This is a genomic window from Bacillus haikouensis (assembly GCF_013179555.1).
GTDB lineage: Bacteria > Bacillota > Bacilli > Bacillales > Bacillaceae_B > Rossellomorea > Rossellomorea haikouensis_A.
The window spans coordinates 1-4,765 of sequence record NZ_JABMCR010000296.1 but is presented as its reverse complement, the minus strand read 5'-3'; the positions used below and the strand labels follow the sequence as shown (position 1 = coordinate 4,765).

4 protein-coding genes and 1 pseudogene are annotated in these 4,765 nt (G+C 43.0%); all 5 read right to left on the bottom strand.

What is annotated here, in order from left to right; translation table 11 throughout:
- The coding region (locus HP456_RS20070) for a cache domain-containing sensor histidine kinase (RefSeq protein ID WP_172254394.1) at nt 1-1,183 on the bottom strand (1,183 nt) is incomplete at its 3' end.
- A gap of 38 nt (nt 1,184-1,221) precedes the next feature.
- Entirely contained in the window at nt 1,222-2,052 is an 831-nt protein-coding gene (locus tag HP456_RS20065) for a carbohydrate ABC transporter permease (RefSeq protein ID WP_246289292.1), read from the bottom strand.
- Between the two features lie 74 nt (nt 2,053-2,126).
- Entirely contained in the window at nt 2,127-3,002 is an 876-nt protein-coding gene (locus tag HP456_RS20060; protein ID WP_172254392.1) for a carbohydrate ABC transporter permease, read from the bottom strand.
- Nucleotides 3,003-3,060: 58 nt separating this feature from the next.
- Entirely contained in the window at nt 3,061-4,359 is a 1,299-nt protein-coding gene (locus tag HP456_RS20055) for an extracellular solute-binding protein (RefSeq protein ID WP_246289290.1), read from the bottom strand.
- A gap of 311 nt (nt 4,360-4,670) precedes the next feature.
- A pseudogene (locus HP456_RS25155) lies at nt 4,671-4,765 on the bottom strand (fructokinase); the annotation flags it as partial.

Below are 4,765 nucleotides of genomic sequence, written 5' to 3'. Positions count from 1 at the left end.
TCTGACTTTGTAATAATTTCAATTCCGATTCCCTGTTCCGAATTTCCATTTGGTATACGTTTTCGATTAGATGCTTAAGTTGTTCTACCATTTTATTGAATCTCATCCCCAGAACACCGATCTCATCGCCGGAACGGACTGCCACCTTCGCTGAGAAGTCTCCCTTTTCGACCTGCTTTGTTTGTTTTGCCAAGTCCTTAATCCTTTTAATATTAAAATGGTAAAATCCAAACAAAGCGAATATTCCGAATATTGTCAACGCAATCATCATCAAACGGATAGAGTGCTGGATAGGCGTAATCCCTTCAGCTACGGCTGCTTCATTGACCACTCCAACCACGATCAGCCCGGTCCCTTCAACAGGTTCCGTCACTACATTGTATCGATTCTTCTTATTTTTCAAATTTAACGTCAGTGACTGATCGGGGTCCCGGGATATCGCGTTCAAGATTGCTTGATCCGGATAGGTTTTCCCTATCGCTTGATAGTCAGGGTGTATCACGACGATGCCGTTTTGATTCACCACGAATATTTTGTCGGAGTTCCTGGTATCCCGATCGATTAGTTCATATAACTTTTCTGCCCTCAGCCTGATTGTGACCATCCCCAGGGGTTTGGTGACGTTATTGATATCGTTAATCACACGATACAAACTAATGACTTTGCTTTCTCGATCCCAGTAATCCTTGATTGTATAAGTGTCGCTCCAGAAGACCTTCCCCTCAAGCTGTTTGGCCTTGTGTTTCCAGTTGTCTTCACTTGTCTGTCCTAAAGGGGTGCCTATATTCAATTCCGTATGATTGTTTCCTTCCAGTGAAATCGAATCCAGAAAGTTTTTTGACGTTAGATGAAATGTGGCGAATCCATTGATTTGTGCCTCCAGATCGTTTAAATACGTTCGGTTTTCCGGTAATGCAGGTGTACTGAGGTAATTCCGAATGTCTTCGCTGTAAATCATATATGAAGATATATCTTCAATATCCTGCAGCACTGCAGCGATGTTTTGATCAATCTTTTCCAGGTGACCCCTTGTGTTATCAATGGCCTGCAGCTGCACAGCGTGGTTTGCCTGAGAATAAATATAAAGACTGAAGGCAAGCATCGGTAAAATAATCAGGACTATGAAAATGAAAAGGAATTTCCACTGAAGCTTCCAGCGCGTAAAGGATACTAACTTTGGCATAAGCATACACGACCTCTTAAAATGTGATTATGATAAGCTTATCCCTTTACTGCACCGGCTGTCATCCCTTTTACCAAATGTTCTTCGAGAAGCATATAGATCACAATGGTCGGGATAATCGCCATTGTCAGTCCGGCCATTTGTGCCCCGTAATTCGTTGTATACTGACCGGCAAAATTCGCCAGTCCAAGCGGCAAAGTCTTTAAAGCCTCGTCATTAATCAGCACCAGTGCATAAGAAAACTCGTTCCAGTTGTTAATAAAATTCAAGATTACCACAGTAGCCAGTGCCGGCTTCGTCATCGGCAGGATAATCGACCAGAATATGCGGAACACGCCGCATCCATCCATAACCGCAGACTCTTCAATATCTTTCGGAAATGCCTTCATGAAGCTCACCAGGATAAATATCGTAATCGGCAGGTTGAATGCAATATACGGTAAAATCAGTCCGATATGCGTATTCAATAATCCGAGATTTTTCATAAGTAAAAACATGGGGACAAGAGTGGCATGAATCGGGATCAGCATGCCGAATACAAAGAATGCGTACGTCATCTTCCCCCACTTAAACGTAAATCGCGCTAAGAAGTAAGAAGCCAATGCCCCCGCAAAAACAGTCACTGCAACCGCCGCGACAGAAACGATAATACTGTTTAAAAAGTACGTATCAAGCCTGGCCGTTTCCCAGGCTGTTTTATAATTCTCAAATAAGAATTGAGCCGGGAATGCAAAGGGATGTTTCGCAAATTCAATATTGGTTTTAAACGAGTTGATCACCATCCATAGAATGGGATAGACATTGATTAAAGCATAAATAATCAACAAAAAATAAATAATCGATCTCTTTGCATACCTTTTTGTATTCAATTGACTTTGCTGCGGCTGAACACTTGGCTGTTTATTAAATACTGTCTGTGCCAACTGGAGTTCCTCCCTTCCGTCTATGATTCCCTGCGTTTTAATATCAAAGTAGATAAATAGACTAATAGCAGACTAAAAAAGAAGATAAATAATGATAGAGCACTGCCGTACCCATACCGGGTTGAAGAGAATGTCTGATCAAACATATACATCGCCAGTACCTCCGTTGAATGTCCCGGTCCGCCGGCGGTCATCACATAAATCAGGTCGAAGGTACGAAGACTTCCGCTTATACAGAGAATGACGGCCACAATGATGCTGTCTCTCATCATCGGCAGTGTTATATGCAAGGTTCGTTTAAGTTCTGAAGCCCCGTCCATTTCAGCAGCCTCATAAATCTCCTGCGGAATATTCTGCAGCGCAGCAAGGAATATAATCAAGTAAAGACCAATGAACTGCCAGATGATCGTGATACAGACCGAAATCATGGCAAGTTTCGGATCACCCAGCCAGTTCTGTGCCCATTCTCCCAATCCGACCATCTCGAGAAGTCCATTAAACAATCCGCGTCTTGAATTGAACATCATTCCCCATACAAGTGAAATGATAACCGTTGATATGACGACCGGCATGAAGCCTAATGTCCTGAATATTTTTCCGCCTTTCAGCTTCCGATTAAGCAATAGGGCAATGAATAAGGCAATGGGTATCTGTCCAAATACAGACGCAGCAACCACAAATAAATTATTCTTTAGCGCGGTCCAAAAGATCGGATCATTCAGCGCTTCCTTGAAATTGCCTAAACCAATGAATTTCATCTCCGTGAATCCGTCCCATTCCATTACGGAATAATAAAAGGAGATGATGATCGGGATGATGGCAAATATGATATAAACTGCTAATGCCGGAGCAAGGCCCACGATGATCGGCCACTTTCTGCGAACTAAGAGATGCATAGTTTCCCTCCTTAAAAAGGGAGGAAATCAAGAGCATGTCCTGATTTCCGTCCGAGTGTTATTGCTGTTTTTCAACCGCTGCCTGAAGCTTTTCCGCTAATTCTTCCGGCGTCATCGTCCCCAGCGTGACTTCCTGTAAGCCTGAATTGATCATATCCGTTACATCTGTTGGTAAATTCGCATCGTATACAGGTACGATTTTATTATTCGTTAATTGTGATACCTCTTTCAGAAGAGGACTGATCCCTTCCGGCGCCTCGATATCGGCAGCCACTAATATATCTGCTTTCATAAGATCCTTATAGTACTCTTCATCATAGAAGAATTTTAAGAATTCCTGCGCAGCTTCAAGTTTCTTCCCTTCTAACTCACTGTTAAGGGCAATTCCAGTGCCTGTAACAGCAGATACTGCCTCGGGATCACCCTTTCCTCCCTTCACTTCCGGGAACAGGGCCATACCTATATTCTTATCCGGTGCCGCTTCCAACGTCGGCCCCAGCGACCAGGCACCGTCGATCATCATGGCAGCATCTCCCAATACAAACAGATCCCGATGCTGAATATTGTCGATGGAGTTGAAGTCTTCATTAAACGCACCCATGTCTGCCATTTCTTTAATAACATTTACCGCCTCTACAAAGGAATCATCTGTAAATTTCTTCTCCCCGCTGTCCAGGACACCCTGCAGGAACTCGTCTCCAGTCAACCGGTCTCCAATCGTACTAATATAAGAAGATTGAAGCACCCACTGCGCTTTATTCCCAAGAGCAATCGGAATCGTATCACTCTCTTTCAATTTTTTGATCAACTTTTTGAATTCTTCATATGTTTGTGGAAATTCTTCGTAACCGGCTTCTTTGAGCATATCCTTGTCATAATAAACAAGACTTGTCGGTGTGACGTTTGCCGGTAGCGCATATTGCTTGCCGTCCACACGATAATCACCCAGCTGCCCCTCTGGAATCAAACCATCCCAGTGGCTTAATATATCATCAATCGGCTGTACCAGTTCCCCTTTGACAAGAGGCATCAGCTCAGCACCGGGAAATGCCTGGACTAAATCAGGAAGCTGCTTGCCTGCAGCCTGTGTTTTCACCTTCACCTTAAACTGATCATGCGGAATATTCTGCTGCTTGATCACGATATCGGGATGTTCTTCCATGAACTGTTCGACACGCTTCAAACTGGCCTCATTCTGCGGTGATGGCTCTGTCCAAATATTCCAGAACGTCAATTCAACCTTATCCCCGTTTTCCCCTGAACCAGATGCCCCGTCACTTCCGGAGCAAGCCGACATTGTCACTACACATAAAACCATGAGCAATAAAAACCAACCAGACTTTAAAGTTTTCCCCATTTTTTAACCCCCAGTCCATAATTAAAACGCTTACATATAAAGTGTAAACGTTATCGTTTCTTTAGATAATCCAAAAATTTTAAGATAATATACTAAAAATTCACACAAAAGTTTTTTTATTCTGAAAATTATAGATCAATGGAACTGCAGAACCAGGACAAATAATAAAAAAAGAGGGAAGCAGCGGACTTTCCGCGCTTCCTCCTTGATTTAAAATAGCAGGACAAGAGATTTACCGGTGATTTTGCAATCACGTTATCATCCTTTGAATCATAATGTAAGGTTTTGCAGAGATCATTAAAGACTTTCCGTCATTTCCTCACCAATCCAAGCGCTCCCGCCAATCCTGCATTATCACCCAATCCAGGCGGCACGATATACTCATCCATCTTCTCCAGGATCTGCT

Coding starts and splice junctions, on each gene's coding strand:
- HP456_RS20060 (WP_172254392.1), bottom strand. CDS start 3,002: ATGCATCTCTTAGTTCGCAGAAAGTGGCCGATCATCGTGGGCCTTGCT.
- HP456_RS20055 (WP_246289290.1), bottom strand. CDS start 4,359: ATGGGGAAAACTTTAAAGTCTGGTTGGTTTTTATTGCTCATGGTTTTA.